The sequence below is a fragment of the Streptomyces sp. NPDC050508 genome (genome assembly GCF_040655155.1).
GTDB lineage: Bacteria > Actinomycetota > Actinomycetes > Streptomycetales > Streptomycetaceae > Streptomyces.
This window is the reverse complement of the sequence record NZ_JBFAJJ010000001.1, coordinates 1,038,789-1,063,698: the sequence shown is the minus strand read 5'-3', so window position 1 is coordinate 1,063,698 and position 24,910 is coordinate 1,038,789. Positions and strand designations below refer to the sequence as shown.

At 70.5% G+C, this 24,910-nt stretch carries 23 protein-coding genes; 6 read left to right on the top strand and 17 right to left on the bottom strand.

Translation table 11 applies throughout. From position 1 onward, the window contains the following. Positions 1-8: 8 nt before the first annotated feature. The 4 genes from AB0I69_RS04800 to AB0I69_RS04785 all read left to right on the top strand — a co-directional run bounded on the left by AB0I69_RS04800 (position 9) and on the right by AB0I69_RS04785 (position 4,453). On the top strand, positions 9-1,031 hold the full coding sequence (locus tag AB0I69_RS04800; RefSeq protein ID WP_363094078.1) for an ABC transporter substrate-binding protein: 1,023 nt from the start codon (positions 9-11) through the stop codon (positions 1,029-1,031). A 113-nt stretch (positions 1,032-1,144) separates the two neighbouring features. Further along, positions 1,145-2,590, top strand: a complete 1,446-nt coding sequence (gene argG / locus AB0I69_RS04795) for an argininosuccinate synthase (protein ID WP_363094077.1) — start codon at positions 1,145-1,147, stop codon at positions 2,588-2,590. A gap of 118 nt (positions 2,591-2,708) precedes the next feature. Beyond that, positions 2,709-3,809 carry a M20 family metallopeptidase gene (locus tag AB0I69_RS04790; protein WP_363094076.1) on the top strand — a complete coding sequence of 367 codons (1,101 nt, stop codon included), beginning with the start codon at positions 2,709-2,711 and terminating at the stop codon, positions 3,807-3,809. A gap of 110 nt (positions 3,810-3,919) precedes the next feature. Beyond that, the gene (locus AB0I69_RS04785) at positions 3,920-4,453 is read left to right on the top strand and encodes a TerD family protein (protein WP_363094075.1); all 534 of its coding nucleotides are present in this window, start codon (positions 3,920-3,922) and stop codon (positions 4,451-4,453) included. Here the strand turns inward: AB0I69_RS04785 and AB0I69_RS04780 are convergent. Further along, positions 4,419-5,147, bottom strand: coding sequence for a hypothetical protein (locus AB0I69_RS04780; RefSeq protein ID WP_363094074.1), 729 nt, complete (start codon positions 5,145-5,147; stop codon positions 4,419-4,421). The two genes, AB0I69_RS04785 and AB0I69_RS04780, sit on opposite strands and share 35 nt — an antisense overlap. Positions 5,148-5,335: 188 nt before the next feature. Between AB0I69_RS04780 and AB0I69_RS04775 the strand changes: the two genes are divergently transcribed. Next, positions 5,336-6,472, top strand: coding sequence for a PP2C family protein-serine/threonine phosphatase (locus AB0I69_RS04775; protein WP_363094073.1), 1,137 nt, complete (start codon positions 5,336-5,338; stop codon positions 6,470-6,472). 13 nt (positions 6,473-6,485) lie between these two features. Here the strand turns inward: AB0I69_RS04775 and AB0I69_RS04770 are convergent, their stop codons facing one another. The 8 genes from AB0I69_RS04770 to AB0I69_RS04735 all read right to left on the bottom strand — a co-directional run bounded on the left by AB0I69_RS04770 (position 6,486) and on the right by AB0I69_RS04735 (position 13,917). After that, positions 6,486-7,460 (bottom strand): MASE1 domain-containing protein, encoded by a 975-nt coding sequence (locus AB0I69_RS04770; protein ID WP_363094072.1) that lies wholly within the window; start codon positions 7,458-7,460, stop codon positions 6,486-6,488. A 99-nt stretch (positions 7,461-7,559) separates the two neighbouring features. Further along, entirely contained in the window at positions 7,560-8,408 is an 849-nt protein-coding gene (locus tag AB0I69_RS04765; protein WP_363094071.1) for a PP2C family protein-serine/threonine phosphatase, read from the bottom strand. A gap of 141 nt (positions 8,409-8,549) precedes the next feature. Continuing rightward, a complete protein-coding gene (gene ykgO, locus AB0I69_RS04760; RefSeq protein WP_043662604.1) occupies positions 8,550-8,672 on the bottom strand; it encodes a type B 50S ribosomal protein L36 in 123 nt (40 codons plus the stop codon). Then, the gene (locus AB0I69_RS04755; RefSeq protein ID WP_026150279.1) at positions 8,669-8,917 is read right to left on the bottom strand and encodes a type B 50S ribosomal protein L31; all 249 of its coding nucleotides are present in this window, start codon (positions 8,915-8,917) and stop codon (positions 8,669-8,671) included. The genes ykgO and AB0I69_RS04755 overlap by 4 nt, the downstream gene beginning before the upstream one ends. Positions 8,918-8,992: 75 nt before the next feature. Next, a complete protein-coding gene (gene rpmG, locus AB0I69_RS04750; RefSeq protein WP_043662600.1) occupies positions 8,993-9,157 on the bottom strand; it encodes a 50S ribosomal protein L33 in 165 nt (54 codons plus the stop codon). 94 nt (positions 9,158-9,251) lie between these two features. Then, entirely contained in the window at positions 9,252-11,135 is a 1,884-nt protein-coding gene (gene nhaA / locus AB0I69_RS04745; RefSeq protein WP_363094070.1) for a Na+/H+ antiporter NhaA, read from the bottom strand. A gap of 104 nt (positions 11,136-11,239) precedes the next feature. After that, positions 11,240-12,880, bottom strand: coding sequence for a phosphoglucomutase (alpha-D-glucose-1,6-bisphosphate-dependent) (pgm, locus tag AB0I69_RS04740; protein WP_363094069.1), 1,641 nt, complete (start codon positions 12,878-12,880; stop codon positions 11,240-11,242). A 116-nt stretch (positions 12,881-12,996) separates the two neighbouring features. After that, on the bottom strand, positions 12,997-13,917 hold the full coding sequence (locus AB0I69_RS04735; protein WP_363094068.1) for an SGNH/GDSL hydrolase family protein: 921 nt from the start codon (positions 13,915-13,917) through the stop codon (positions 12,997-12,999). 266 nt (positions 13,918-14,183) lie between these two features. Here AB0I69_RS04735 and AB0I69_RS04730 point away from each other — a divergent pair, with 266 nt between their 5' ends. Continuing rightward, a complete protein-coding gene (locus AB0I69_RS04730; RefSeq protein WP_363094067.1) occupies positions 14,184-14,858 on the top strand; it encodes a hypothetical protein in 675 nt (224 codons plus the stop codon). A 54-nt stretch (positions 14,859-14,912) separates the two neighbouring features. Here AB0I69_RS04730 and AB0I69_RS04725 read toward each other — a convergent pair whose 3' ends face one another. The 8 genes from AB0I69_RS04725 to AB0I69_RS04690 all read right to left on the bottom strand — a co-directional run bounded on the left by AB0I69_RS04725 (position 14,913) and on the right by AB0I69_RS04690 (position 24,879). Continuing rightward, positions 14,913-15,143, bottom strand: a complete 231-nt coding sequence (locus AB0I69_RS04725; protein ID WP_363094066.1) for a chaplin — start codon at positions 15,141-15,143, stop codon at positions 14,913-14,915. A 99-nt stretch (positions 15,144-15,242) separates the two neighbouring features. Next, positions 15,243-15,695, bottom strand: a complete 453-nt coding sequence (locus tag AB0I69_RS04720) for a flavodoxin family protein (protein WP_363094065.1) — start codon at positions 15,693-15,695, stop codon at positions 15,243-15,245. A 9-nt stretch (positions 15,696-15,704) separates the two neighbouring features. Next, a complete protein-coding gene (locus AB0I69_RS04715; protein WP_363094064.1) occupies positions 15,705-17,309 on the bottom strand; it encodes a serine/threonine-protein kinase in 1,605 nt (534 codons plus the stop codon). 124 nt (positions 17,310-17,433) lie between these two features. Next, a complete protein-coding gene (katG, locus tag AB0I69_RS04710) occupies positions 17,434-19,644 on the bottom strand; it encodes a catalase/peroxidase HPI (protein ID WP_363094063.1) in 2,211 nt (736 codons plus the stop codon). A gap of 33 nt (positions 19,645-19,677) precedes the next feature. Continuing rightward, a complete protein-coding gene (locus AB0I69_RS04705; RefSeq protein WP_363094062.1) occupies positions 19,678-20,115 on the bottom strand; it encodes a Fur family transcriptional regulator in 438 nt (145 codons plus the stop codon). Positions 20,116-20,165: 50 nt separating this feature from the next. Next, a complete protein-coding gene (locus tag AB0I69_RS04700; protein ID WP_363094061.1) occupies positions 20,166-21,683 on the bottom strand; it encodes an AMP-binding protein in 1,518 nt (505 codons plus the stop codon). Next, positions 21,680-23,995, bottom strand: a complete 2,316-nt coding sequence (locus tag AB0I69_RS04695; protein WP_363094059.1) for a CoA transferase — start codon at positions 23,993-23,995, stop codon at positions 21,680-21,682. Before AB0I69_RS04695 ends, AB0I69_RS04700 begins: the two co-directional genes overlap by 4 nt. 17 nt (positions 23,996-24,012) lie before the next feature. After that, positions 24,013-24,879 carry an alpha/beta hydrolase gene (locus AB0I69_RS04690; protein ID WP_363094058.1) on the bottom strand — a complete coding sequence of 289 codons (867 nt, stop codon included), beginning with the start codon at positions 24,877-24,879 and terminating at the stop codon, positions 24,013-24,015. Positions 24,880-24,910 lie beyond the last annotated feature (31 nt).

The window sequence follows — 24,910 nt, the reverse complement described above, 5'->3', positions numbered from 1 at the left end:
ACCCTCGCATGACCCAGGAGGACATCACCATGTCGAGCATTCGCATCACGCGCAAAGTACTGGTCGCCGCGGGCACCGTGCTGGTCCTGACCGGCGCCGCCGCCTGCAGTTCGTCGAGCGACAGCGGTAGTTCAGGGTCGAAGGGAGGCGCCTCCGGCAAGAAGGTCCGGCTGATCACCGGCGTGAAGAGCGACCCCTTCTACATCACCATGACCTGCGCGGCGCAGACCGAGGCCAAGGCCAAGGGCATGGACTTCTCCGCGGACGGTTCCGCGCAGTGGGACGTGTCGGTGCAGCGGCCCCTCCTCGACTCGGTGGCCGCGTCCCGGCCGGACGGACTGCTGATCTCGCCGGTCGACGTCAGCGCGCTCACCCCGTCCCTCAAGCAGATCCAGTCGGCCGGTACCAAAGTCGCGCTCGTGGACACCACGGTCACCGACTCCTCGATCGGCATCACCCGGATCTCGTCGGACAACGAGAAGGGCGGCCGGGTGGCGGCCGACGCGCTCGCCAAGCTGATGAACGAGAAGGGCTCGGCCATCGTCATCAGCGTCAAGCCCGGCGTCTCCACCACGGACGCCCGTATCAAGGGCTTCACCGAGGAGATGAAGAAGTACCCGAACATCAAGATGCTGCCCACTCTCTACGACAACGACCTGCCGGCCACCGCCGCCTCCCAGATCCAGTCGACGCTGGCGGCCCACCCCGACCTGGGCGGTGTGTTCGCGGGCAACACCAACACCGGCACAGGCATAGCCACCGGTCTCAAGCAGGCCGGCAAGGAGGGCACGGTGAAGGTCGCCGCGTTCGACGCCGAACCGGACGAGGTCGCCTCGCTCAAGGCGGGCACCCTGCAGGTCCTGGTCGCGCAGGACCCGGGGGCGATCGGCAAGGAGGCCGTGGACCAGCTGGCCGCCGCCTTCGAGGGCAAGTCGGTCCAGAAGTCGATCGGCACCAACATGGTCGCCATCACCAAGGCGAACATGAACCAGCCCGAGATCAGCAAGTACTTCTACAAAGCGGGCTGCTGACCGAACCGCGACCACAGGTTCCGCCGGGTACCCCACTGCTTCCGGGGCGCCCGGCGGAACCGCTTCAACAGGGGGACTTTGCATGACCATGCGCGAGGGTGCATAATCTTCCCATGTCTAAGGTCCTCACCTCCCTCCCCACCGGCGAGCGCGTCGGCATCGCCTTCTCGGGCGGACTCGACACCTCCGTCGCGGTCGCCTGGATGCGCGACAAGGGTGCCGTCCCCTGCACCTACACCGCCGACATCGGCCAGTACGACGAGCCCGACATCGCCTCGGTGCCCGGCCGCGCACAGGCCTACGGCGCCGAGATCGCGCGTCTGGTCGACTGCCGTGCGGCGCTGGTCGAGGAGGGCCTGGCCGCGCTGACCTGCGGTGCGTTCCACATCCGCTCCGGCGGGCGCGCCTATTTCAACACCACTCCCCTCGGCCGTGCCGTCACGGGCACGCTGCTGGTCCGGGCGATGCTTGAGGACGACGTCCAGATCTGGGGCGACGGCTCGACCTTCAAGGGCAACGACATCGAGCGGTTCTACCGTTACGGCCTGCTGGCCAACCCGCACCTGCGGATCTACAAGCCCTGGCTGGACGCGGACTTCGTGACCGAGCTCGGCGGCCGCAAGGAGATGTCGGAGTGGCTGCTCGCGCATGAGCTGCCCTACCGCGACAGCACGGAGAAGGCGTACTCCACCGACGCCAACATCTGGGGTGCCACCCACGAGGCCAAGACCCTGGAGCACCTGGACACGGGTGTGGAGACCGTCGAGCCGATCATGGGTGTGCGCTTCTGGGACCCGTCGGTCGAGATCGTCACCGAGGACGTGACGATCGGCTTCGACCAGGGCCGCCCGGTGACGATCAACGGCAAGGAGTTCTCCTCCCCCGTAGACCTCGTCATGGAGGCCAACGCGATCGGCGGCCGGCACGGCCTGGGCATGTCCGACCAGATCGAGAACCGGATCATCGAGGCGAAGAGCCGCGGTATCTACGAGGCGCCCGGCATGGCCCTCCTGCACGCGGCCTACGAGCGGCTCGTGAACGCGATCCACAACGAGGACACCGTCGCCCAGTACCACAACGAGGGCCGGCGCCTGGGCCGCCTGATGTACGAGGGCCGCTGGCTGGACCCGCAGGCCCTGATGGTCCGGGAGTCCCTGCAGCGCTGGGTCGGCTCGGCGATCACCGGTGAGGTCACCCTGCGGCTGCGGCGCGGCGAGGACTACTCGCTGCTCGACACCTCGGGCCCGGCGTTCAGCTACCACCCGGACAAGCTGTCCATGGAGCGCACCGAGGACTCGGCCTTCGGCCCGGTCGACCGCATCGGCCAGCTCACCATGCGCAACCTCGACATCGCCGACTCCCGCGCCAAGCTGGAGCAGTACGCGGGCCTCGGTCTGATCGGCGCCGGCAACACGGCGATCGGCGCCGCGCAGGCCGCCGCGACCGGTCTCATCGGCAGCATGCCCGAGGGCGGCGCCGAGGCCATCGCCTCCCGCGGCGAGGTCTCCGAGGACGACGCGCTCCTCGACCGCGCTGCGATGGAGTCCGGCACGGACTGATCAACTCCGGGGATCAGCACCGTCGTTGGGCCGGTTCGACGTGTTCGGCGTCGGGCCGGCCTTTCGGCGTTCCGGGCGGGAGCGGGTCGGTCACCTGGGCCCACGTACCCTTCCCTCCGTGACCACATGCAAGGCCGTCGATGTGAGTGTCGACGCGATGACCGAAGACCTCCGGACCCTCGTCGAGGTCGAGTCCCCCTCCCGTGACCTGAGCGCCCTGCGGAATTCGGCCGAGACTGTCGCCGCTGTCATCGAAGGGCGACTCGGCGGGCGGGCCGACCTGGTGGAGAGCGAGGGCGGGCCGCACGTCCACTGGTCCGGCGGCGGCACTCCCCGCGTGCTGATCCTCGGTCACCACGACACCGTGTTCCCGCTCGGCACCCTCACGCGGCGCCCCTTCCGGGTCGAGGACGGTCGGGCGACCGGACCCGGGGTCTTCGACATGCTCGGCGGTCTGGTGCAGGCGGTCCACGGGCTGGCGGCGCTCGACGACCGGTCGGGGGTCGAGATCCTGGTGACCGCCGACGAAGAGGTCGGCTCCCAGTCCTCCCGGGCGCTCATCGAGGAACGCGCCCTCGCCTGCGGTGCCGTGCTCGTGGTCGAGGGTGCCGCCGACGGCGGGGCCGTGAAGACCGGCCGCAAGGGGTGCGGCACGTTCGAGGTCACCGTCGCGGGCCGGGCCTCGCATGCGGGGCTCGAACCCGCCGCCGGGGTCAACGCGCTGGTCGAAGCGGCGTACCAGGTGCTGGACATCGCGGCGTTGGCACGGCCCGACGTCGGTACGACCGTCACCCCGACCGTCGCGTCCGCGGGAACACTGGACAACGTCGTTCCCGCGGAGGCGACCGTCGTCGTGGACGTCCGGGTCGAGTCGGCCGACGAGAAGGAACGGATCGAGTCCGCCTTCGCCGCCCTCGCTCCGCATCTCGACGAGGCCGTGATCACCGTACGGGGACGTGTCGGTCGGCCGCCGATGCCCGAGTCGGCGGCGGCGGAGTTGTTCGCGGTGGCGCGGCGGCTGCTTCCCGGGCTCGAAGGCATGGCGGTCGGTGGCGGGAGCGACGGCAACTTCACGGCCGCGCTGGGAGTGCCGACGCTCGACGGTCTGGGTGCGGTCGGGGGCGGAGCACACGCCGACCACGAATATCTGCTCGTCGCGTCGATGGCCGAGCGGGCGAATCTTGTCGCCGGACTGGTGGACGCGATCCGAAGCGTTTGACCCCGGGCATGTCAGGAGCGCTCGGGCGGCATCAACGGACCGTCGAAGAGCCATACTTGACCATACGGGGGATGGTCCCGTCATGGCCCGATACGGGAGAGCAGCAGCCAGTGAGCAGCATCAGCAAGGTACAGGGGAAGGTCGAGGTCCGGCTCCGCTGGGATCCGAGTCCCTGGGGGCAGCAGCCGCGTCACCTGGACATCGTCGCCGCGACGTACTCCGCCGACGCCCCGCACGGACGTCCGGTGTACGTCGTCCACTCCGAGAGTCGCTCACCGGACGGCACGATCAACATGAGCCGGCACAGCGAGACCGGCCAGGGGTACGGGTACATGGAGGTGATGGTCCTCGAACTCGACCGCCTGGCGGCCTCCTTCGCGCGGGTGGTCGTAGGGGTGGCGATCCATCAGAACGGCGGGACGAGGACGTTCGGTGATCTGTCGCACGCCAGGACGCTGGTCGTGGAGGGGTACAAGGAGCTGTTGTCGGACGACTTCGCCGGGGTGGCCGGATCCACCGCCGCGACGGTCGGGGAGTTCACCAAGGACGCCTCCGGAGCATGGGAGTTCCGCGCGATGGTGCGGGGGTTCGACAGCGAGCCGGTGGGGTTCAGCGCGGAGATGGGCAGCGTGCCTCAGCCCTGACCGGGCGGTCCGTCCCGAAGTGCGGGAGCAGTGCCGTGACGGTCGGCCGCCTGTGGCGCAGTTCGTGAAAGAGGCCCAGGACGATGGCGGTGCCGACCGCCACCAGGTGCTCGCGGCCCGCCAGGTTGGGTTTCACGATGGACTCCCACACCATCGATCCGCCGGTGAGGACGAACACAATGGGCGCGCGCCGGACGACGGCCAGGTACGTGAACAGTCCTACGACCGCGGCGGACGGCCCGGTGTCGAGGACGTGCCCGATCTCGGGGCGCAGCCCGATGCCCCCGCAGCCGGGCCCGATCAGCAGCATGACGCGCACGGTGAGCGTGCCGGCCAGCGTGGTCGCGTAGGCGACGACCAGGGTGCGGACCCGGCCGAGTGCGAGTTCGGCCAGCGCGAAGGCGAGGAACAACTGGGTGATGCCGGCCCACACGGGCAGGTCGAGGGCGGGCACGTACAGCGATATGGGGGTACGCAGCAGGGAGAGCCACAGGGGCAGGTCCCCCTGGACACCGCCGAGGTTCCGGACGATCACCGCGCCGGTCGGCTGCTGTGCCAGCGCGTGGAAGAAGATGACGCCGAAGGCGGCGACGAAGGCCAGGGACACGCCCGGCAGTCCGCGCCGCAGCAACTGTCGTACCGGATCGACGACGATGGCCTGCCATTCACCCCGCAGTGTGCGCCAGATGAACACTGTCTCCCAACTCCCCCAGCCTCGGACAAACCCACGGATCGGAATCTAGCCCCCTCACGGGGTGAGGTGCGTCCCGGGCGGGGCCGGACTTGTTGTCGCAGCTCGCGGACGGTAGGCATGGGGCTGATATTGAAGAGTGGGAAGCAATCCCAACGGTTGTCCGACGACCGCAGACAGTGGGAGGGCCGGTGCGTACTTCGAGAGATCCGGCCGGTTCCACAGTGACCGACGCCGGGCACCGGACCACGCCTCCGCTCCGCTGGGCCGTGGTGATGTTCTGGCTCGTCACCATCACGCTGCTGGTGGCGGCCACCGGAATCGTCCTGGGCCGCGACACCCGGCCGGCCCCCTTTCTGGTGGTGCTGCCCGCGCTGATCGCCGGGCGCGGCACCGTGCGCCAGACCGCCGTCGCCTCCGCGTGGGTGACGGTCGTCATCGCCGGTTCCCTCATCGACAGCCCGCTGAACACGACGGGTGCCGACGCGGCCGTCATCGCCTTCACCCTCGTGTTCAACGGCCTCAGCATCGCGCGTGCCGCCCAGCGGATCCGCTGGGAGGGCGAGATCGCCCGGCTGCGCTCCGCGGCGGCCGCCCTGCAACGCCAGATCCTGCGCCCCTTCCCCCTGATGACCGACCAGCTCCTGGTCCACGGCCTGTACCGGCCGGTGGAGGAGGACAGCCGGGTGGGCGGCGACGTCTACGAGGTCGTGTCCTCCCCGTACGGCAGCCGTGTCTTCATCGCCGATGTGCAGGGCAAGGGCCTGCAGGCGATCAGCGCGGCCTTCGCCGTGCTGAGTGCCTTCCGCGAGGCGGCCGTCGCCGAGCCCACGCTCACCGCCGTGGTCGACGCCCTGGAGGAGGCGGTGCTACGGCACAACTCGTTCGCGGCGCAGACCGGTGAGCGGGAGCGGTTCGTGACGGCGCTGGTCCTGGGCATCGACGGCCAGCAGGAGATCCAGGCGATCAACTGCGGTCATGTGGCGCCGCTGCTGCTGCACGAGGAGCGGGCCGAGCCGGTGCTCCGGCAGGAGCCCTGCGTTCCGCTGGGCCTCGACGCCCTGGCCCCCGAGCCTCGTACCGTCGAATGGTTCGCCTTCCCGCCGGACGGCACGCTTCTGCTCTGCACGGACGGGGTCACCGAGGCACGCGATCCGTCCGGCGCCTTCTACCCCCTCGAAGAGCGCGCGGCGGCCTGGGGCGACGTCCCCCCGAAGGACGTGCCGGCCACCGTCTACGGCGACCTGCGCCGGCACACGGCGGGCACGCCCCGCGACGACACCGCGCTGCTGGTGCTGCGCAGGAGGGGCGACGCCGGACTCGCTTGACGGAGCGGGCCGGTCACGGACGGCCGCCCTGGCGGGGGTCTCCCGCGGTGAGGTGTTCCAGGACCTCGGCCAGTTCCTGGCAGGCGTTCTCCACCGAGATCCTGGTGTTGCGCTGCTCGGTGATGACGGAGGACAGCAGCAGGGCGGTGAGGGCCATCGTGCCGTTGAAGGCCTGGAGCTTCATCATGACCTCGACGTGGGTCAACTGGGCGAACGGGCCCGTCTCCTGGGTCGCCGCGATGGTGGCCATGACGGAGGCGAACAGGGCGCACAGCATGCTGCCCGCGAACCGGAACCGCAGCGCCGCCCAGATCAGCAGCGGATAGATCAGGAACAGCAGGCTGACGCGGTTGTGGGTGACCAGGGGGACGATCACGCCGATGGTGGCCGCGAGCCCCAGGGCCTCCTTCCAGCGGTGCAGGTCCAGGGGCAGGCGCACGGTACGCAGCATGAGCAGGAGCGGGGTGACGATCAGCACGCCCATCGCGTCGCCCACCCACCAGCCCAGCCAGACCGGCCAGAAGGAGTGGGCGGCCAGCTTGTCGGTGACGACGAGCAGTCCGACTCCGCAGCTCGCGCTGATCAGCATGGCGCTCAGGGCGCCCAGGAACACCAGGGCGAGGCCGTCGCGGAGTCTGCCGAGGTCGGTGCGGAAGCCCACCCGGCGCAGCATGAGGTAGGCGCAGGCGGGGGCCACGGTGTTGCCCGCCAGGACGACGAGCGCGGTCGGCTGGAGCGCGGTGAGGGACATGATCACGAGGAGCACACCGAGGGCGATCCCGGGCAGCACCCGCAGGCCGAAGATCAGCAGGCAGGCCACCGCGACGCCCGTGGGCGGCCAGATGGGTGTGAACACCGCGCCCTCGACCACCAGCTCCCGCAGCAGGCCCAGCCGTCCCGCCGCGAAGTAGCTGCCGGCGACGGCCAGCGTCAGGAGGGCGTACCCGGCCGGTCGCCGCAGATCCTCGAAACCCACCACAGCAGCCATCAGACACTGCCCCGGCCGTGTCGGCGAGGCGAGCGGCACGGGGCCACGTCACGCGGGAAGGGAACGGCACCTGGCCGGCGATGCCCCGCCGGACGGGCCCTACGCCCCGGTGCCGGGCTTATCGGGCTTGCCGGGCTCGTCGTGCCCCACGACCAGTACGGCCGCGTCGTCCTCGTGCCCCACACGCTCGGCTCCCTTGATCACGGCGGCTGCGAGCGAGCCCGCCTCCATGCCCGCCACGGCGGCGACTCCCGCCAGGCGCATCACCTGGTCGAGGCCCTCGTCGACGCTCATCGAGGGGCCCTCCACCACGCCGTCGGTCACCAGGACGAAGACTCCGCCGGTGGTGAGCCGGTGCTCGGTCACCGGGTACCGCTGACCTGCGACGATGCCGAGGGGCGGTCCGCCCTCGTCGTCCGTGATGCCGGACCGCCCGTCGGCCGTGGCCCAGACGGAGGGGATGTGTCCGGCCCGCGCGCTCTCCAGCACCCCGGTGATCGGGTCGAGCCGCAGGAAGGTGCAGGTCGCGAAGAGTTCGGAGCCGAGGGAGAGAAGCAGGTCGTTCGTCAGGGCGAGGAGTTCGCCGGGCTCGCTGGTGACGGAGGCCAGCGCCCGCAGGCCGACTCTGACCTGGCCCATGAAGGCGGCTGCCTCGATGTTGTGGCCCTGGACGTCGCCGATGGACAGGCCTATGCGCCCGTCGGGCATCGTGAAGGCGTCGTACCAGTCGCCCCCGACGTTGAGGCCGTGGTTGGCGGGCGAGTACTGGACCGCCAGATGGAACCGGGGAGTGACGGGCATGTCGCCGGGCAGCATGCCGCGCTGCAGGGCGACGGCCAGTTCGACCAGGGAGCGCTGCAGCTCCGCCCGCTCGCGTGCCTGGGCGGTCAGCGTCCCGAGTCTGGCCAGCAGTTCGTCGCCGTCGTCCATGGGGCGCTTGCGGGACATTAACCACTCCAAGGGGGTTGGTACCGCTATAAGCATAAAGAACAGATTTTCTTCCCTCGGAAACGTACAAAAACAGGACGTACGACAACGGCCCGGCCACCGCGGGAAGCGGGGCCGGGCCGATGGGTCGTACGTGCCGCGTCAGCCCTGGCGGGCCTTGAAGCGCGGGTCCTTCTTGTTGATCACGAACGTCACACCGCGGCGGCGTACCACCTGCGCGCCGGGCTTGGACTTCAGTGAGCGCAGAGAGTTGCGAACCTTCATGACGTCCTCCCGTAGCGGCGCTCGAAGCGCTCCACACGGCCCGCGGTGTCCACGACGCGCGTGTTGCCGGTGTAGAACGGGTGGCTGGCCGACGAGATCTCGACGTCGATCAGCGGGTAGGTGTTCCCGTCCGCCCACTCGATCGTGCGCGCCGACTGCGCGGTCGAGGTGGTCAGGAACGCGGTGTCCGCCGCGCGGTCGCGGAAGACGACCGGACGGGACACGGGGTGGATGCCAGACCTCATGGTGCTTCCTTCCTCAGGCCGTCCACGGTGGGACGACCGCTCTGCGTGGTTCGTGGGACAGTCGCCGCGCTGGGCTCAGCGCTCCTCGCGGAAAGCGACGTGCTCGCCCGCCACCGGGTCGTACTTGCGCAGGACCAGCCGGTCGGGGTCGTTGCGACGGCTCTTGCGCGTCACGTAGGTGACGCCGGTTCCGGCCGTCGACTTCAGGGTGACGACGGGACGGTTCGTGGTGCGTGCCATGAGGACCTCCTTCCGCTCACATCCCGGGATCTTGTCCCGAGCATGTCAGCTACATGCGTCTCAACACCGGCACCCGCCGGTCCATTCCCGCCGTCTAGGCCGCCACGGCGGCCCGCTCACGGGCCGCCCGTACGGCCTGGGAGAGGCCCTCGATGTCGTAGGCGCCATGGTGTCTACGACCGTTCACGAAGAAGGTCGGCGTGCCCGCGACCCCGCTGAGGTCGGCCGACTCGACGTCCTCGGCGACATGGCCCGCCCCCGCGTGGGCCCGCATGTCGCGCGTGAAACGGGCGGTGTCCAGGCCGATCTGTTCGGCATAGTCCCGCAGGTCGTTGAGGCGCAGGGCGCCCTGGTGGCTGAGCAGCAGGTCGTGCATCTCCCAGTAGCCGCCCTGCAGCGCGGCGGCCTCCGAGGCCTCGGCGGCGAGCTGGGCGTGCGGGTGGACGTCGGTGAGCGGGAGGTGTCGCCACACGTACCGCACCTCGTCACCGAAGGAGCCGAGCAGTTCGCGGACGACCGGCTCGGCCTGCCCGCAGAACGGGCACTCGTAGTCGCCGTACTCCACGACGGTCACCGGTGCGTGCCGCGGTCCGCGCAGGTGGTCGCGGTCCGGGTCGACGGGGACGGACAGGTCGACGATGGTCTCCGCCCTGCCGAACAGGACCCTCGGCCGGACCTGTGGCGGCAGCAGTCCGATCACCCCGGTCACCAGTCGGCCGACCAGGAACGAGCAGATCACAGCGCTGAGGATGCCCGTCTTCGCGTCCTCCAGGGTCGTCCCGTCGAAGGCGAGGGTCGCGATCAGCAGCGAGACCGTGAAGCCGACGCCGGCCAGCGTGCCGCCCGCGGTCACGGCGCCCCAGCCGACGGGAGGCCGGATCCGGCCGCGGGACAGGACGCTGGTCAGCGCCGTCGAGGAGACGATGCCGAGCGGCTTGCCGACCACGTAGCCGATGAGAATGCCCAGCGCGACGGGTGAGGTGAAGGCCCTGGCCAGCTGGTGCCCGCTGATCTGCAGACCGGCGTTGGCCAGCGCGAACAGCGGGACCACGACATAGCTCGCCCACGGGTGGTACATGCGCTGGAGCCGGTCGTTCGGCGAGATCGACGCGGCGATGCCGGCCCGTACGTCGCGTTCCAGCTCGGGAGTGGGCTGCTCGCGGAACAGCCGGAACAGACCGGTCGCGCGTTCCAGGTCGTCGCGCCCCGCCGGATAGGCGTACGTCATCAGCCCCATGGCGAGGCCGATCACGACGGGATCCACTCCCGATTCGAGCAGAGCGACCCAGCCGACGACTCCGAGCACCGCGTACACCGGGCCCCGGCGCACCCTGAACCGCCGCAGCAGCATGATCACGCCGAACGTGCCCACCGCGACCAGGAGTGCCGGTACGGCGATGTGGTCGCTGTAGAAGACGGCGATGACCACGAGCGCCAGGAAGTCGTCGACGACAGTGATGGTGAGGAGGAAGACGCGCAGCCCGGGCGGCATGTGGCGGCCCACGACGGCGAGCATGCCCAGCGCGAACGCCGTGTCGGTCGACATCACGGCGCCCCAGCCGTTCGCCGTCCCGTGCCCGCTGTTGATCGCCAGGTAGATGGCGATCGGCACGAGCATGCCGCTGGCGCCCGCGACCATCGGCAGCGCCAGCCGCCTGCGTTCGCGCAGCTCACCCATGTCGAACTCGCGGCGAGCCTCCAGGCCGACGACGAGGAAGAACAGCGTCATCAGCCCGCTGTTGACCCACTCGCGCAGATCGAGGGAGACCCCGTGCGAGCCGAGCCGGACAGAGAGGTGGGTGTGCCAGAACGACTCGTACACCGACGGTGTCGCGTTGGCCCAGACGAGTGCGACCAGCGCCGCCGCCACCAGGACGGCGGCGCTTCCGGTCTCGGTCCGCAGGAAGTCACGCAGCGGGGTACGGGCTTCGTCGCCGCACGTGGTCTGCCCCGTGTAGTCGGTCGTTTCGAAGGACATACGGGGTTCACTTCCACCTTGCGTCGTGACTCACGTGTCGCCCCAACACCGGCTGCCACACCATTCATTCCTACGGCAGCCCGCACCACGGCCGACAGTCCGGGTCAGCCACCCAGCGCCGCCCCGACCACGGCCTTCGCCTCCTCCTGCACCTGACCGAGGTGGTCGGCGCCGAGGAAGGACTCGGCGTAGATCTTGTAAACATCCTCGGTGCCGGAGGGCCGCGCCGCGAACCAGGCGTTGGCGGTCGTCACCTTGATGCCGCCGAGGGCCGCGCCGTTGCCCGGCGCCTCGGTGAGGACGCCGGTGACGGGCTCACCGGCCAGGCTGTCGGCGGTGACCTGTGCGGGCGAGAGCTTGGCGAGCAGTGCCTTCTCCTCGCGGGACGCCGGGGCGTCGATCCGGGCGTAGGCAGGCGAGCCGAAGCGGTCCGTGAGGGCCGCGTAGTGCTGGGACGGCGTCTTTCCGGTGACCGCCGTGATCTCGCTGGCGAGCAGCGCCAGGATGATGCCGTCCTTGTCGGTGGTCCACACGGAGCCGTCCCGGCGCAGGAAGGACGCGCCGGCCGACTCCTCGCCGCCGAAGCCGAGCGAGCCGTCGACCAGTCCGTCCACGAACCACTTGAAGCCGACGGGCACCTCGACGAGCCGACGTCCGAGGTCGGCGGCGACCCGGTCGATCATCGAGGAGGACACCAGGGTCTTGCCCACGCCCGCGTCGGCGGGCCACTGCTCGCGGTGGGCGTAGAGGTAGGCGATGGCGGCGGCCAGGTAGTGGTTGGGGTTCATCAGGCCCGCGTCCGGGGTGACGATGCCGTGCCGGTCGGAGTCGGCGTCGTTGCCGGTGGCGATGTCGAACCGGTCGCGCTGGGCGATCAGCGACGCCATCGCGTACGGCGACGAGCAGTCCATGCGGATCTTGCCGTCCCAGTCCAGCGTCATGAACCGCCAGGTCGGGTCCGTGAGCGGGTTGACCACGGTCAGGTCGAGCCGGTGCTCGTCGGCGATCCGGCCCCAGTAGGCGACTGACGCCCCGCCCAGCGGGTCGGCGCCGATCCGCACACCGGCCGACCGGATCGCGTCCAGGTCGAGGACGCTCGGCAGATCGGCGACGTACGTGCCGAGGAAGTCGTAGCGGCCCGTGCCGGGCGCGGCGAGCGCGCGGGTGTACGGGATGCGGCGGACGTCCTTCATGCCGCCGGCGATGATGTCGTTGGCGCGGTCCTGGATCCAGGAGGTGGCCTCGGAGCCGGCCGGGCCGCCGTTCGGCGGGTTGTACTTGAAGCCGCCGTCGGCGGGCGGGTTGTGGGACGGGGTGACCACGACGCCGTCCGCGAGGGCCGAGGTCCGGCCGCGGTTGTGGGCGAGGATGGCGTGGGACACCGCCGGGGTGGGTGTGTAGCCGTCGGCACTGTCGATGAGGACGGTGACCTCGTTGGCGGCGAACACCTCCAGGGCGGTGACCTTCGCGGGCTCGGACAGCGCGTGGGTGTCGGCCCCGAGGAAGAGGGGCCCGTCGGTGCCCTGGTCGGCCCGGTACTCGCAGATGGCCTGGCTGGTGGCGGCGATGTGGTCCTCGTTGAACGCGGTCGCCAGGGACGAGCCCCGGTGCCCGGAGGTGCCGAACGCGACGCGCTGCCCCGGCTCGGCGGGGTCCGGGTGCAGCGCGTAGTACGCGGTGACCAGACGGGCTACGTCTACGAGATCCTCTGCGCGGGCCTGTTCGCCCGCTCGCTCGTGTGGCATGGTGCCCGCTCCTCCGTATCGACCGACTTCGCGTACGGCCCCATCTTTCCTCGTCAGGGGCGCGTTTAGCGAGTACACCCCCTCCGCCTGTGGAAAACCCGGGCCGCCGCTGTCCGTCAGTACCGGTGGCGCCGGTCCAGTGTCTTCAGCACCGCGCCCGCCATGGCCGCCTCGCCCTTCGCGTTGGGATGCGCCGGGGCCGCCGGGGAGGCGGGCTGCAGCGGCTCTATCCAGCGGTCGGCGGGCGCCTTGCACATGTCGTGGCCGACGGTCGGGCCGTAAGTGTCCACGTACTCCGCGCCGTTGAGCGCGGCCACCACACGCAGCATCAGGTTGAGGCGCTTGCCGGTGTCCCGCAGATAGGGGAAGTCCTTGGCGGCGAACGGCACCTGGGGGTAGCAGCCGCTGCCGTCGTCGGGCAGGAGGTCCGGGTAGCCGACGACGACCACGCGCGCGTGCGGTGCCTGCTTGTGGATCGCCCGCAGCACCTTGGTCACCTTCGGCGCGGTGTTGAGGACGGCCAGCGCCAACTGGTCGACGCCGGTGGAGTTGTAGTAGCTCTGGCACGGGTTGCCCGTCAGGTCCGTGGCGCTGAGCTTGGCGCAGGTGCCGATGATGGTGCTGAACCCGATGTCGTTGCCGCCGATCTGGAGGGTCACGAGGTCCGTGTTCCGTTGTACGGCGTCGAGTTGGGGGCCGTTGGTGCCCTGCGCCTTCCACATCTCCTCGGTGGTCGCCCCGCTGCAGCTCACGTCCTTGAGCACGGTCCCTCTTTGGTCCGCCGCCACGAGCGAGGGGTAATTGTGGTCGGAGCGGGCGCAGTTGGCGTCGACCTGGGTCGGTATGTACGGACCCGAGGTGTAGGAGTCGCCGAGCGCCACGTACTGCGTGGTGCGACCGTGGCCGTGGCCCGAGTCGTGCGCCGCGGCGGGTGTCGCGGACCCGACGACGAGGGCGCAGCCGCTGACCGCCGCGGCGACCGCCACGGCCCTGCTGCGGTGGTGCACCGTCGTGGCCGGATGCGTCTCACGCTTCATGAGGTTCCTCCCCCAGGTCGGAGACGGCGCGACGGGACGGGCCCGATGCGGTCGTCTCTCCTTCAACTGGCCTTGTATACCGGTCGGTAAGTCACCGGGGCCAGAGGTCGGCAGGATCGAGTTCGGCGCCCGCTGAGTCAGGCCCCCCTCCGAAACAGTTCGGCCGGTTTGGTGGCCGGTTCCCGCCCGCGCGCACGTGGACCGCCTCCGGCGGGTATCCCTACCGCAGGCGCCAACGCGCTTGGGGGTGGGGGGAGTTGGCCCTGTTGACGCAGAGGCTACGGAGGCACCAGAAGCGTGCGTCGCGCCGTTCGCGGCGGCGCGAGACGATCCGTGCGCTGCGCGCCCAGGGACGCTACGGCCCCGGACTGCACGAGGTGCTGCCCGCCCTGGTCCTCGTCGCCCTCGCCGTGTGCGGGATCGTGGCCGGTCTCGCCGAGGCGTACCGCGTCCTCGGCACTGGCGCGCTCGCCGGCGGCCTGGCGCTGCTCTCCCTGGTCACGGCGGCCGTGGTCCGGCACAACCGGCCGCTGGCCCGCCGCCGCCTGGGCTACTACACGCCCGAGGAGATCGCCGATCTGGATGTGGAGGGGCTCGCCCTGGCCGTGTCCCGGATGCTGCGCCGGGACGGCTGGCGGGCGCTGGCCCGGCCCGACGCGCAGGGCCTGCCGCGGGTCCGTGCGCGCGACCGTCTCGGCCGCCGCCTGGAGGTGGCCTTCCGGCCGGTGGCCGAACCGCTGCCCGGTGAGGAGGCTCCGACGCGGTCCGTACGCCCGGTCAGCTCCGGGCCGCATCTCCGGCTCGTCGTCCACCGGGGGACCTTCAGCCGACGTGACGTGCAGTGGGCGCGCCGTCAGGGCGGCATCCAGCTCATCGACGGTCCGCGCCTGCGGCTCTGGGCACACGGCACTCCCCTGCACCACCTGACCGAGGTCCCCTGACACGCGGAACGAGCCGCGGGCGCGGGGCCCACGACTCGTTCACGATACGGCCCGTCAGCCCTCGCAGTGGTTGCCCAGCGCGGGGTTGAGGAGACCGATGACGTCGATCGAGTTGCCGCACACGTTGAGGTCCAGGTCGATCGGCACCTGGACGACGTTTCCGGAGAGCACGCCCGGGCTGTCGCTGGCGGTCCCGACCGGGTCGGGGTCCGCGCTCGCCGTACCGGCACACAGCAGCAAAGCCGCACCCGCCAGACCCACCACGGCCGTCAGACGCTTCCTCATGAAGAACTCCTGTCACTCGGAGAGGCATGTCCCTCCACGCTGAGGGTGCGTCGGGGGGTCACGACACTCTTCGGCGTCCGAACGGGTGGCGGCCCCCGCTCAGGCCGTCAGACCGGCGGCGACCGTCGCCCCGAGTTCCCAGCACGCCTCGACGCCTGTCCTGTCCGGCTCGCCGGTCAGCGTCACCGGGTCCGCCGCGCGTCGCCAGCCCAGCCCGGTCGTGATCGACTCAATGCCGCGCACGGCTCCCGTCACGTCGTTCCCGCCGTGCATGTAGTAGCCGAAGGGCCTGCCGCGGGTCTCGTCCAGGCAGGGGTAGTAGATCTGGTCGAAGAAGTGCTTGAGCGCGCCGGACATGTACCCGAGATTCGCGGGCGTGCCCAGGAGATAGCCGTCGGCGGCCAGCACGTCCGACGCGGTCGCAGACAGGGCGGCTCGCCGTACGACCCGCACGTCCTCGATCTCCGGTGTCGTCGCTCCGGAGACGACGGCTTCGAACATCGCCTGGCAGTTGGGCGAGGGGGTGTGATGGACGATCAGCAAGGTGGGCACGCGCCGAACCTACCCGTCGGCCGGCTCCACCCTGGTCACGGTGCCCTGGGTGCTGGCCTCCAGAAAACCGTCGGAGCCGTAGTCGTCGCTCAGATAGATCGCCATGCCCGCCGGGGTGTCGCCGCCGTTGGTGCTCGGCAGCCGGAGCAGCAGGTAACGGCTCGTCGGTTTCTCGACCTTCAGGTCCTTCTTCGCGCGCGTCAGCAACGCGGGAACGGCGTCCCAGTTGAAGTCGTCCAGCTTCACCGGCTTGTCTCCGTCTATCACCGTGCCCTTGTCGTCGAACCCCTCGTCGAAACCGGTACCGGAGCGGTAGGTGTAGCTGACGTACTTGGTGTTGCTGCCTTTCACCATCACATCCGCGATGACGTACCCCGGGTAGACGGAGAAGTCGGCGAAGCGGTCGCTGCCCGTCTTCTCCTTGAAGGCCTTGATCGCGGTCCGGATGCCGGACGGGGTGAGCATGTCCTGCGTCTTCACGGCGGCGCTGCTCCGGCTCGCCGAGACGGTGGGCGTGGTCTGCTGCGTCTGTCCGGCGGCTGTGGCACCTGGAGACGTACTCGTGTCGTTCTTGCTGTTGCCGTCCGGCAACACCTTCCAGGCGAGCGTGCCGATGAGCAGTACGCCCACGACGCTGGAGGCGACCGTGACGCCCCGGTTCCGCTTCGCCGGGCGCCGCCGACTCGTCCCCGACATACCGTCGGTGGTTGGCAGTGACGGCGGCACCGGAGGTGCGAGCCGGTACGAGGTGGTCTCAGGGCGGCGGTCCTGGGGCTGTGCCGCGGCGGCGGCCAGCATTCGGCCGACCGTCCCGGCGTCCGGCCGCGCCTCGGGATCGCGGACCAGGACGCAGGACAGCACCGGCGTCAGTGATCCGGCCCGCACCGGTGGCGGGACGTCCTCCTGGAGTACGGCGGCCAGCGTGGCCAGCGTCGTACCGCGCTGCAGCGGATGGTGGCCCTCGACGGCGACGTACAGCATCATCGCCAGCGACCACAGGTCGGCGGCGGGACCGCCGCTCTGGCCCGAGACCCGCTCCGGGGCCATGTAGTCGGGGGTGCCGATGATCGAGCCGGTGGCGGTGAGGGCGGTGGCGTCGCGGATGGCGGCGATGCCGAAGTCGGTGAGGACGGGGCGGCCGTCGGTGCGCAGCAGGACGTTGGCGGGTTTCACGTCGCGGTGCTGGACGCCCGCCTCGTGTGCCGCGTTCAGGGCGTCGAGCACTCCGCGGCCGAGCTGGGCGGCCTCGGCGGGGGCCATCGGTCCGCGGGCCAACCGGTCGGCGAGGGAGCCGCCTTGGACGAGTTCCATGACGAGCCAGGGGTAGGTGCCCACGCCCTCGTCGACGATGTGATGGATCGTCACCACGTTCGGGTGCTCGACCCGGGCCAGGGCGCGTGCCTCGCGCAGGACCCGCTGGCGCAGCATCTCCGCCGCGGCGGGGTCGTACTCGGCGAGGTCGATGTCCGGCGGCCGGACCTCCTTGACCGCGACGTAGCGGTGCAGCAGCAGATCCTGGGCGCGCCACACCGTGCCCATGCCACCGCCGCCGAGCCGGGACTCCAGCTCGAAGCGGCCGTCGACGACCCGTCTGTCGGGCTCCCCCTCGTTCATGCGGAGGAGCTTATGTGACGAACGTGCACGCCTGTGCCGCAAGTTCAGAAGGTGAGAAACGTCGGGCCGACCCGTGAGGGCCGACCCGGACGTCAGTGGTGCGGTGCCGTAGAACTACTCAGTCTCAGACGAGGTCGAACCGGTCCAGGTTGGAGACCTTGACCCACGCGTCGACGAAGTCGTTCACGAACTTCGCCTTCGCGTCGTCGCTCGCGTAGACCTCGGCGAGCGCGCGCAGCTCGGAGTTGGAGCCGAAGACGAGGTCGGCACGGGTGCCGGTCCACTTGACCGCGCCGGAGGCGTCGCGGCCCTCGAAAGTCTGCTGGTCCGAGGAGGTCGACGACCACGTGGTGCCCAGGTCGAGCAGGTTCACGAAGAAGTCGTTGGTCAGTGTGCCGACCTTGTCGGTGAGGACACCGTGCGTGGACTGGCCCTGGTTGGCGCCCAGGACACGCAGGCCGCCGACGAGGACGGTCAGCTCGGGGGCGCTCAGCGTGAGCAGGTTGGCCCGGTCGAGCAGCAGGTACTCGGCGGGAAGGCGGTTGCCCTTGCCGAGGTAGTTGCGGAAGCCGTCGGAGCCGGGCTCCAGCGCGGCGAACGACTCGACGTCGGTGTGCTCCTCGGTCGCGTCGACACGGCCCGGCGTGAAGGGGACCTCCACGTCGACGCCGCCGTCCTTGGCTGCCTTCTCGACCGCGGCGGCACCGCCGAGGACGATCAGGTCGGCCAGGGAGACCTTCTTGGCGCCGGAGTTGAACTCCTGCTGGATGCCTTCGAGGACCCGCAGCACAGAAGCGAGCTGGTCGGGGTCGTTGGCCTCCCAGCCGCGCTGCGGCTCCAGGCGGATGCGGGCACCGTTGGCGCCGCCGCGCTTGTCGCTGCCCCGGTGGGTGGAGGCGGACGCCCACGCGGTGGACACGAGCTGCGAGACGGTCAGGTCCGAGGCGAGGATCTTCGCCTTGAGGGCCGTGACGTCGGCGGCGTCGATGGTCTCGCCCTCGGCCTGCGGCAGCGGGTCCTGCCACAGCAGGGTCTCGGACGGGACCTCCGGGCCGAGGTACAGGGACTTCGGGCCCAGGTCACGGTGGGTCAGCTTGAACCAGGCGCGGGCGAAGGCGTCCGCGAACTGGGCCGGGTTCTCGTGGAAGCGCTTCGAGATCTCGCCGTAGATCGGGTCGAAGCGCAGCGAGAGGTCGGTGGTGAGCATCGTCGGGAGCTTCTTGGCGTCGCTGTGGGCGTCCGGGATGATCGCCTCGGCGTCCTTGGCCACCCACTGGTTGGCGCCGGCGGGGCTCTGGGTGAGCTCCCACTCGTAGCCGAAAAGGATGTCGAAGAAGTCGTTGCTCCACTGGGTGGGCTTGGTGGTCCAGGTCACCTCAAGGCCGGAGGTGATCGCGTCGCCGCCCTTGCCGGTGCCGTAGGTGGACTTCCAACCCAGGCCCTGCGCCTCCAGCGGGGCGGCCTCGGGGTCGTCGCCGACCGACTCGGCCGGGCCCGCGCCGTGGGTCTTGCCGAAGGTGTGGCCACCGGCGATGAGGGCGACGGTCTCCTCGTCGTTCATCGCCATCCGGCGGAAGGTCTCGCGGATGTCGCGGGCCGCGGCCAGCGGGTCCGGGTTGCCGTTCGGGCCCTCGGGGTTGACGTAGATGAGGCCCATCTGGACGGCGCCGAGCGGGTTCTCCAGCTCGCGGTCGCCGGTGTAGCGCTGGTCGTCGAGCCAGGTGGTCTCGGGACCCCAGTACACGTCCTCGTCGGCCTCCCAGACGTCGGCGCGGCCACCGGCGAAGCCGAAGGTCTCGAAGCCCATCGTCTCCAGCGCCACGTTGCCGGTGAGGATCATGAGGTCGGCCCAGGAGATGGACTGGCCGTACTTCTTCTTGACCGGCCACAGCAGACGGCGGGCCTTGTCGAGGTTGCCGTTGTCCGGCCAGCTGTTCAGGGGCGCGAAGCGCTGCTGCCCGCGACCGCCACCGCCGCGGCCGTCGCTGATGCGGTAGGTGCCGGCGCTGTGCCAGGCCATGCGGATCATCAGCGGGCCGTAGTTGCCGAAGTCGGCCGGCCACCAGTCCTGCGAGGTGGTCAGTACCTCGGCGATGTCCTGTTTGACGGCCGCGAGGTCAAGGGCACCGAACGCCTCGGCGTAGTCGAAGTCCGCGCCGAGCGGGTTCGCGACCACCGGGTCCTTGGCGAGGATCTTCAGGTTGAGGCGCTCCGGCCACCACTGACGGTTACCGCCGCCCTGGGTGGGGTGCGCGGCGCGCCCGTGCGCGACGGGGCAGCCCCCGGCATCCTCCGACTTCGCGTCCGTGACGATTGCGTCGTGGTTCTCAGACATGGGAATCCTTCCGAACTGGGTGGAACACGTGGCTCAGGAACTGGGGGCTGCCGTACAGGCGGGGCACAGGCCCCAGTAGATGACCTCGGCCTCGTCGATCGAGAAGCCTTGGTCGTCGGCGGCGGTCAGGCAGGGTGCCTCGCCGACCGCGCAGTCGACGTCGGCGACGACACCGCACGACCTGCACATGAGGTGGTGGTGGTTGTCGCCGACGCGTCCTTCGAAGCGGGCGGGGCTGCCTGCCGGTTCGATACGGCGTATGAGTCCTGCCGAGGTCAGCGCGTGGAGGGCGTCGTAGACGGCCTGGAGCGATATGTGTCCTACGCGGTCACGGACCCCGGACGCGACCGCCTCGACATCGAGGTGGTCGCCGTGCCGGACGGTCTCCAACAGCGCGACGCGGGCTGCCGTCACCCGCAGGCCGGCACCGCGCAGCTCCTCGGCGGTGGTCGGTGGCTGGGATGCGGTCATGACGCTCAACCTACAGCCATAAACACTAGTGATTCAAGAAAACAAACGGTTCAAGTTTGATGTCGTGCCGGGGTGGGCGGTGTGGAACGGTCCCAGGTGGTGGCGGTGACCCCACGTTCCCGCAGTACGCCCTTGCGAACTTTGCCGGTCTCGGTGAGCGGCAGCTCACGGACGGTGTCTATGTACCGGGGCACCGCGAAGGGGGGCAACTCGTCCGCACAGTGCCGTACGAGGTCACCGGGATCCAGCGCCTGTCCGAGCGCGGGCACCACCGCGACCATGACTTCGTCCTCGGCCAGCTCCGAGGGCACCGGGAAGGCCGCCGCGTCGGCGACCGCCGGGTGCGTGCGGACGACGGACTCCACCTCTTGCGAGGACACGTTCTCGCCCCGCCGCCGGATCACGTCCTTGATCCGGTCGACGAACCGGAACCACCCGTCGGCTTCCCGGACCACCCGGTCGCCGGTGCGCCGCCAGGCGGTGGCACCGGGCTCGATCTCTCCCAAGTACCCGGTGCAGAAGGCGAATTCGCGTGCGCTACGGACCACCAGCTCACCGGCGACGCCATCCGCAACGGGATCAAGCCGGCCGTCGACCACGCGTGCGGAGAAGCCGTCGCGCACAGTACCGAGGTAACCGGGCCGTTGCTCCTCGGGCGTCGACCCGATGACCAGGTTCGTCTCCGTCGACCCGAACCCGTCCACCAACGTGACCCCGAACCGCTCCCGAAACGGCTCCCACGCGGGGCCGGGAGTGGCCGGGGAGAGCCCGCGCCAGGCCCGATGCGCACGGTCGGCTGGGCCCGGCGGCTGGGCCAGGAGCATCGGCACCATCGCGCCCAACAGATAGACGGCGGTCGCACCGGCCTCCGCCACCCGCTCCCAGTACCGCGTGGCGGAGAACCGCTCACCGATCACACAACTCGCGCCCACAGCCATGGCGTGCGCGAGGGTGTTCAGCGCGTTGGTGTGGAAGAGCGGAAGGCAGGTGTACAGCACGTCGTCGGCGGCGAGGCGGAGCGAGTCGGAGACGGTGCGGCCCCACCAGACGGTCTGCGCGTGCGGGCAGCGCACGCCTCGCGCCGTACCCGTGGTGCCAGAGGTGAACAGCACGAAGGCGGTGTCGTCCGGGCGCACTTGGGCCGACGGCACGGCGGGCATCGTGCCCGGCGCCGGTACGCCGTTCCCGCCGACGATCCACAACTCCCCCTGGAAACCGGCCCCTACGACCCGTTCCGCGAACTCCTCGTCCACCAGCAGGAATTGCGGATCCGCAACACGCAGCACCTCTCGAAGCCCACCGCCCCGCAGACCGGTGTTGAGCGGAATCAGCACCGCGCCCAGCCAGGCGCAGCCGAGGATGAGGTCGACGAACTCGATCCGGTTGCCGGCCATGACGGCGACGCGGTCCCCAGGTCGACAGCCCCGCTCCGCGAGCGCTCCCGCCATCGTGGCAGCGGCGGTACGGGTCTCCGCGTACGTCCGCGTCACCTCCCCCACCCGCAGGAAGGTCCGTTCGCCGAACTCCCCCGCCGCCGCGTCGAGGAGGCCGGGGATGGTGTCGGTCACCGCAGCACTCCGGCCTCCCGGAGCTGTTGGATGCGCTCCGCCGAGAACCCCGCCACCTCCCCCAGTACGGCGTCGGTGTCGGCGCCGAGTACGGGCGCGGCGGCACGGATCCCGCCGGGCGTGCGGGTCAGGCGGATCGGCACACCCTCGTGGAGGAAGGCGCCCGCGACCGGATGCTCCTTGCACACATAGAAGCCGCGGGCTCTCAACTGCGGGTCGTGCTCGACGAGTTCACGGCCGTCCTGGACCGCTCCGGCCGGGACGCCGTGCGCCTGGAGCGCCTCGGCGGCGACATCTGCGGGCAGCGTGCGGGTCCACTCCCCCAGCACGGCGTCGACCAGGTCCGTGGCATGCCTGCGCGCGTCGGCCGTCAAGGTCCGCTCGTCGGTGGCGAGTTCGGGTCGGCCGATGACCTCGCACAGCGCGGCCCACTCGGTGTCGTCGCGCACGCTGACGGCCAGCCAGCGGTCGGCACCGAGGCAGCGGTAGACGCCCTGCGGGCTCCAGCTGGGGTGGGTGTTGCCGCGGGGAACCACCTCCGGGCCTCGGAGGAGGCTGGTCCCCATGTGGGCGGCTATGGCCTCCAGTTGGGACAGGTCGATGTGCTGTCCGCGTCCGGTGACGGCGCGGTGCTCCAGCGCGGCGACCGTGGCGAGGGCGGCCTGCAGTCCCGCGACGATGTCGCCGTGGCCGTAGATCACGCCGACCACGTCGTCCGGGCCCCAGCCGGTCAGTGCGGTCAGGCCCGCGCTCGCCGAGACCGTGTCGGCGTAGGACACCCAGCCGTTGCGCGGTCCCGTGTGTCCCATGCCGGACATGCTGACGTACACGAGGTCCGGGTTGACGCGACGCAACTCCTCGTAGCCCAGGCCGAGTTTGCGCATGACCGTGGAGCTGAAGTTCTCCACGAGGACGTCGCAGTGGGCGATGAGGTCGCGCAGCACCGCGACGCCGTCGTCGGTCCGGGTGTCGAGCGCGATGCTGCGTTTGTTGCGGTTGACCTCGTTGAAGTAGCCGTTGGTGTTCGGGTCCGTGTGGGGGCCGCGGGAGAGGTGCATGAAGGGGGCGAAGCGGGTGGGGTCGGGGCGGCGGGCGGACTCGACCTTGATCACGTCGGCGCCGTGGTCGGCCAGCACCTTGGTGCAGTACGGGCCGGCGAGGACCCAGGTCAGGTCGAGGACGCGGATGCCGTGGAGGGCGGGGTGAGCGGGGGTCTGCGTGTTCGCGAGGTCGGGCCGCGGACGGTGTGCTGCCAGCACGTCCCGGTCCGCGCCCAGAGCGGGGACGTCCAACTCCCGTACCCGGTGGCCTTCCGGGAACGCGAAGGGGAAGCCGAGGTCGGTTCGCTCGCCCTCCGGTGTCCGTACCCGGGTGAAGAAGCCGCGGGCCGCGAGCTGCGGGTTGTCGGGGAGTTCGTGGGGCAGGTCGACGGCGGCCCAGGGCAGTTTCCTGGCCTGGGCGCGCTCCGCGAACTCGGCCTTGGGCCAGGTGCCCACGAAGTCCTGGACCACCTTGAACACGTGCTCCTGGTGCGTCTTGCGTTCGACGGGGTTCTGCCAGCGCAGTTCGGCGAGATCGGCCGCGGCGCTCTCCTCGCACAGCCAGTCCAGCAGCGCGTCCCACATGCGCGGACTGCCGCCGAGCCCGCCGCCCAAGTAGCCGTCGGCGGATCGGAACAGCCCGTGCGGGACGAGGGGATGGACGCTGCCGGGGCGCGGCGGCACCCGGTCCTCGTGCAGATAGGCGAGGGTTCCGGCCTCCAGGGCGGCCGCCACGCACGCCTGCGCGGAGACGTCGACGAGCTGCCCCGGACCGGTGCGCCGGGCGCGGAGGCCGAGCAGGGCGGCGATGGCCGCGTTGACACCGGCGAGTTGCTCGGCCTGGTGCTCCGGGAGCCGTAGCGGCGGGCCGTCGGGGTCGCCGACCTGGGCGAGCATCCCGCCCAGCGCGGCCACGACGAGGTCGGTGCCCTGCCAGTCGCTGCGCGGGCCGAGCAGGCCGAAGGGGGTGACGCGGACGTGCACGAGGTCGTCGAGTCCCTCGGTGATCGCCTCGGCGCCGGCCGGGCTTCCGTCGAGCAGCACATCGGCGGTGGTCAGCAGAGTGCGCAGTTCCTCGGGCGAGGCGGGAACGATCGACCGCTTCCCCGCGTGCCAGTGGACGAACGCGTCGCCGTCGAGTTCGCGTCGGGTCTCGTCGCCTTCCGGCGGTTCGACGAGCACGACCTCGTGGCCGAGGCCGACCAGCAGTCGGCCGGCGAACCGGGTGAAGGGGCTGGACAGTTCGACGACGCGCGGCACGGACTCGCTCACGTCTCCTCCCCGGAGAGTCAGTTGTGCTGCTGGTTCAGGAAGCCGGAGACGACGCTGTGGTAGTCGTAGGGCCGTTCCTCCTGCGGGTGGTGGGAGGCCTCGCTCATGACGTGCAGGTTGCCCTTGGGGATCATGCGGGCCAGCATCAGCGGGTAGTCGGGGGTCAGGAACGCGTCCTGCATGCCCCACAGGAAGAGCGTCGGCGCGGCGATCAGGCCGAGTTCGGTGGTGAGGTCCTGCCAGTCGCCGCGCGGGTTGTCGGAGGCACCGGCGAGCGCGGTCTCCTCGGGGTCGAGGCTCTGCTCGTGGCGCAGGGTCACGGTGCCGTCGGGGACGGCGTCCGGGTCGAACCACTCCAGGCGGGCGATGAGTTCGCGCATCTTCTGCCACGAGGGGCCGGTGCCGCCGTAGTAGACGTCGCGGGCGTTGCGGCCACGACGGCCGCCTTCCGGGAGGGGGGCGAGCGGGCCGTAGAAGACGGGCATGCTGCCGGTGATCACCAACGACCGTACGCGCTGGGGGTACTTGGCGGCCAGGTTGAGCGCGATGGTGCCGCCCCAGGAGTTGCAGACGAAGTCGGCGCGGTCGATGCCGAGTTCGTCGAGCAGGGCCACTGTCTTGGCCGCGTGGTAGTCCCACATGGGGCCCTCGATGACGGGCTTGGCGGACTTGCCGTACTGGAGGATGTCGACGAGCAGGCATCGACGGTCCGCCGCGAACAGCCGGGCCACCTGCCCGAAATCGGACCAGCCGGTGCAGCCGGGACCGCCGCCGTGCAGGAAGACCGTGGGGCTGCCCTCCCCCAGGTCGACGTAGTGGTACTTGACGCCGTCCGCTTCCGCGTAGGCGCCTTCCGGGGGCGGCTGGATGTCCATGAGGTCCATGTCCCGATGGTGGGACGGCGACGATCTCTGC